This window comes from Photobacterium sp. R1 (genome assembly GCF_054600795.1).
This window is the reverse complement of record NZ_BAAHZP010000822.1, coordinates 1-248: the sequence shown is the minus strand read 5'-3', so window position 1 is coordinate 248 and position 248 is coordinate 1. Positions and strand designations below refer to the sequence as shown.

The 248-nt window shown below is 54.8% G+C and carries 1 protein-coding gene; it reads left to right on the top strand.

The features are described 5' to 3' along the window. The coding region (locus tag ACYP03_RS27365; RefSeq protein ID WP_459782854.1) for an efflux RND transporter permease subunit at nt 1–248 on the top strand (248 nt) is incomplete at both ends.

The window sequence follows — 248 nt, the reverse complement described above, 5'->3', positions numbered from 1 at the left end:
CAGCGTTTGCGTCCTGTCTTGATGACAACGGTCACCACCATTTTAGGTTTGATGCCTATGGTAATGATGGTAAATGTGGATCTGATACAGCGTAAGGTGGAGTTCGGCGCGCCGTCCACGCAAATGTGGGCACAGCTTGCCACTGCGGTGGCGGGAGGATTGGCCTTTGCAACAATTCTGACGCTGGTCATCACCCCTTGCATGCTGGCGCTGGGCGTTCATCGCCAGCAGCGTAGGAAAGACAAAGC